Raw genomic sequence first — 3,129 nt, forward strand, 5'->3', positions numbered from 1 at the left:
AGCTGCGGGCCGGCGCCCGCGGTCCGGGCGCGCAGGTCGGGCCGGGACAGCCAGCCGACCGCGCGCAGCACCGTCACCGCCAGCGACGGCCGCTCCCCCGCGATGCCCTGCACCTCGGGCAGCCCCGGCGCGAGGACCGCCAGGCCGGGCAGGGTGGCCAGCGAGCGGACCGGCGCGACGCCCGCGTCCGCCTCGTACCCGCGCTGCTCGGGCAGCGGGCCGAGCGGCGCCTTGAGCGGACGGGTGAGCAGGCTGAAGTGGGCGTCGGCGGTCCAGTCGGTCGCCGGGGCATCGGTCGGGAAGTGGGCCTGGAGGCGGTGGTCGTCGGCCGCGTTGTCGAACTCCAGCCGCCAGTCCAGCTCCGGCACGCCGGCCCAGAGCGTGGCCGTGACGGTCAAGGGCAGCACCACCCGCTCGGCCGACCGGGCGCTCCGGTCGGGGGTGAGGCCGGCCGGGACGTCCAGGTCGGCGCGGACCACGAGGCGGGAGGCGACCGGACCGTCGTGCACCCACGCCTCGCGCACGACGGGCGTGACCGTCTCGTCCCGGCGGGGCGGGTCGTAGGTGTAGGTGTCGCCGGCGTCGCCGACGTCGACGAGGCGGCCCAGCCCGGGCAGGGTGCGGCCGGTGGCCGCGTCGGTGAGCGTGAACGAGGCGTCGTCGGCCACGGTCAGGGTCCAGTCGCCGCGGGTCACGGTGCGTCCCGGCACCCCGGACGGCACGGCGGCCGGCGCACCCGGGACGACGGTCGCGGTGTAGCCGGTCCAGCCGCCGGCCGGGGCGTCGGCGACGAACGCGACGCGGTGCCGCAGCGTGTCCCGGGTGTCCGGCAGGATGTCCAGGTCGGCGCAGAACAGCGGTGTCGGCTCGGTCTCCAGCAGGTCGTACGGCACCGGCTCGCCGTGCGCGTCGACCAGCCCGCCCACCGTGTGCCCGGGCGCGGTGTGCACGTCCACCACGACCGGGCCGGTCACCGGCGCGGCGTGCGGGTTCACCACCGCCAGGGCGGCGGCGTCGGTCACCGGGTCACCGGCGAGCCGGGTGTCCAGCCCGAGGTCCAGCAGGGCCCGTTCGACCAGGTGCTCCCCGGCCTGCCGGGCCCGGTCGAAGCGCACCTCGTTCTCGCGGTGCACCTCGTCGACCGAACAGCCGCAGATGGAGTCGTGCGGGGCGTTCTGCAGCAGCTCGTCCCAGGCGTGCCGGAGCAGCCCGAGCGCGTCGGCGCGACCGGACCGCACGGTCAGCGGCTCCGCCCACGCCTCCAGCAGGGTCTCGGTGGCGGCGTTGGCCTGCTTGAGGTAGAGCCGGGTGGACAGCGTGCCGGCGAGCACGAAGGTCAGCCAGTCGCCGGGGTACCGCAACTCGCCCTCGACCACCGCGTCGGCCGGCACCGCGTCCCGGACCGCGGCGAAGTAGCCGGCCAGCGTGCTCTCCGTCGCCGCGCCGTCGGCCAGGCCCGCGGGCAGTGGCCGGGGCGCGAGGTGGTCACCGCCGTTGAGCAGCAGGTACGGCCCGTCGGCGTCCCGGCCGGCCTGCTTGTCCCGGAACGCGGCGAGCCGGTCGGCGGCCGAGGCCGCCTCCCACAGCACCTCCGGCTCGTAGTAGCCCTGGTTGACCGCCACCACCTCGGAGCCGTCCGGGGCACGCCAGCGGAACCGGGCCAGGTGCGGCGGCGCGCCGCGCCAGACCAGCGCGGTGTCCAGCCCGAAGCCGCGCAGCACCCGGGGCAGGTCGGCGGGGTGGCCGAAGGCGTCCGGGCAGTAGCCGACGTCGGCGAGCGTCAGCCCGAGGTCGGCGGCGACCCGGCGGGCGGCGAGCAGGTTGCGGACCAGGTTCTCGCCGGAGACGAGCTGGTTGTCCGCGAGGACGTGCCACGGCCCGACGTGCAGCCGTCCCGCGGCGGCGTGGTCGCGGATCCGCGCGGCGAGGTCGGGGCGGACGGCGAGCGCGTCCGACGCGGTGATCGTCTGGCCGTCGAGGTGGAACCGCCCCAGCTCGCCGGCGTCGAGCTGGTCGCAGACGCGGGCGACCAGCTCGGCCAGGCGGGCCCGGAACGACTCCATCGGCCGGTACCACTCGCGGTCCCAGTGGGTGTGGCTGACGACGTGCACGGTCATGACATCTCCCGGCTGGTGACGAGGGCGGCGGCGAAGCGGGCGGTGACGACGGCGGGACGGGTGATGGCGGTGCCGACCACCACCGCGTGCGCGCCGTGGCGCAGGGCGGCGGCGGCCTCGTCCGGGGTGTTGATCCGGCCCTCGGCGACGACCGGCACCGGGAGCGTCGCGGCGAGCGTCGCGATCAGCTCCAGGTCCGGGTCGTGCGGCACCGCGCCACCGGTGTATCCGGAGAGCGTGGTGCCGACCAGGTCCACCCCGGCGGCGACGGCGGCGTGGCCGTCGGCGGCGTCCGCCACGTCCGCCATCACCAGCACCCGGGGATGGCGCCGCCGCAGCCCGGTCACGGTCTCGGCCAGGGTGAGCCCGTCCGGGCGAGGGCGGCGGGTGCCGTCGAGCGCGACGATCTGCACGCCGGTGGCGGCCACCGCGTCGGCGTGCGCCAGCGTCGGGGTGATGTAGACGCCGGCGTTGCCGTCCTTCACCAGCCCGATGAGCGGGGTGTCGGGCAGCGCGGCGCGCAGCGCCCGCAGGTCGCGCAGGCCCTGGGCGCGGATCCCGGCGGCACCGCCGTGCAGCGCGGAACGGGCCAGCGCCACCATGTGCGCCGGATCGTCCAGCGGTTCCCCCGGGTCGGCCTGGCAGGAGACGACCAGTCGGCCACGGATGGTGTCGAGCACGGTCATCGGGTGATGTCCTCCATGACGGCGCCGAGGGCGCGATCGGGGTCCACGAGGGACGGGTCGGCGCCCAGGGACCGGGCGGCCCGGCGCAGCGCCGGCAGGTCCCGCGGCCCCGGTGGCCGGTCTGGTTCCACGGCGAGGTCGGCGGCCCGCTCCCCCTCCAGGGCGCCGTGGGCGGCGGCCAGGTGCACGGCGGCGAACCGGGGGTCTTCCGGCGGCACGTCGGCCACCCAGGCCAGCGGCACACCGGCGGCGACCAGGTCACGCTGCACCGCGCGCAGGAACGAGGGATCGTCCGCGACCGCGCCCACCGGCCGGCCGTCCTTCGC

Annotated in this window: 3 protein-coding genes; all 3 read right to left on the minus strand. The window is 77.3% G+C overall.

All coding sequences use genetic code 11. From position 1 onward, the window contains the following. On the minus strand, window positions 1-2,117 hold a 2,117-nt coding region (locus tag HUW36_RS29340; protein WP_174531083.1), incomplete at its 3' end, for a glycoside hydrolase family 38 N-terminal domain-containing protein. Continuing rightward, the gene (locus HUW36_RS29345; protein ID WP_174531084.1) at window positions 2,114-2,803 is read right to left on the minus strand and encodes an N-acetylmannosamine-6-phosphate 2-epimerase; all 690 of its coding nucleotides are present in this window, start codon (window positions 2,801-2,803) and stop codon (window positions 2,114-2,116) included. The genes HUW36_RS29345 and HUW36_RS29340, both read right to left, overlap by 4 nt. Then, a partial coding sequence (locus HUW36_RS29350; protein WP_217428898.1) for a hypothetical protein occupies window positions 2,800-3,129 on the minus strand: 330 nt, incomplete at its 5' end. The genes HUW36_RS29345 and HUW36_RS29350, both read right to left, overlap by 4 nt.

The sequence above is a fragment of the Micromonospora maritima genome, from assembly GCF_902825405.1.
GTDB lineage: Bacteria > Actinomycetota > Actinomycetes > Mycobacteriales > Micromonosporaceae > Micromonospora > Micromonospora maritima.

Excerpts from the sequence above, each read along its gene's own strand:
- HUW36_RS29345 (WP_174531084.1), bottom strand. The coding sequence starts at position 2,803 with ATGACCGTGCTCGACACCATCCGTGGCCGACTGGTCGTCTCCTGCCAG.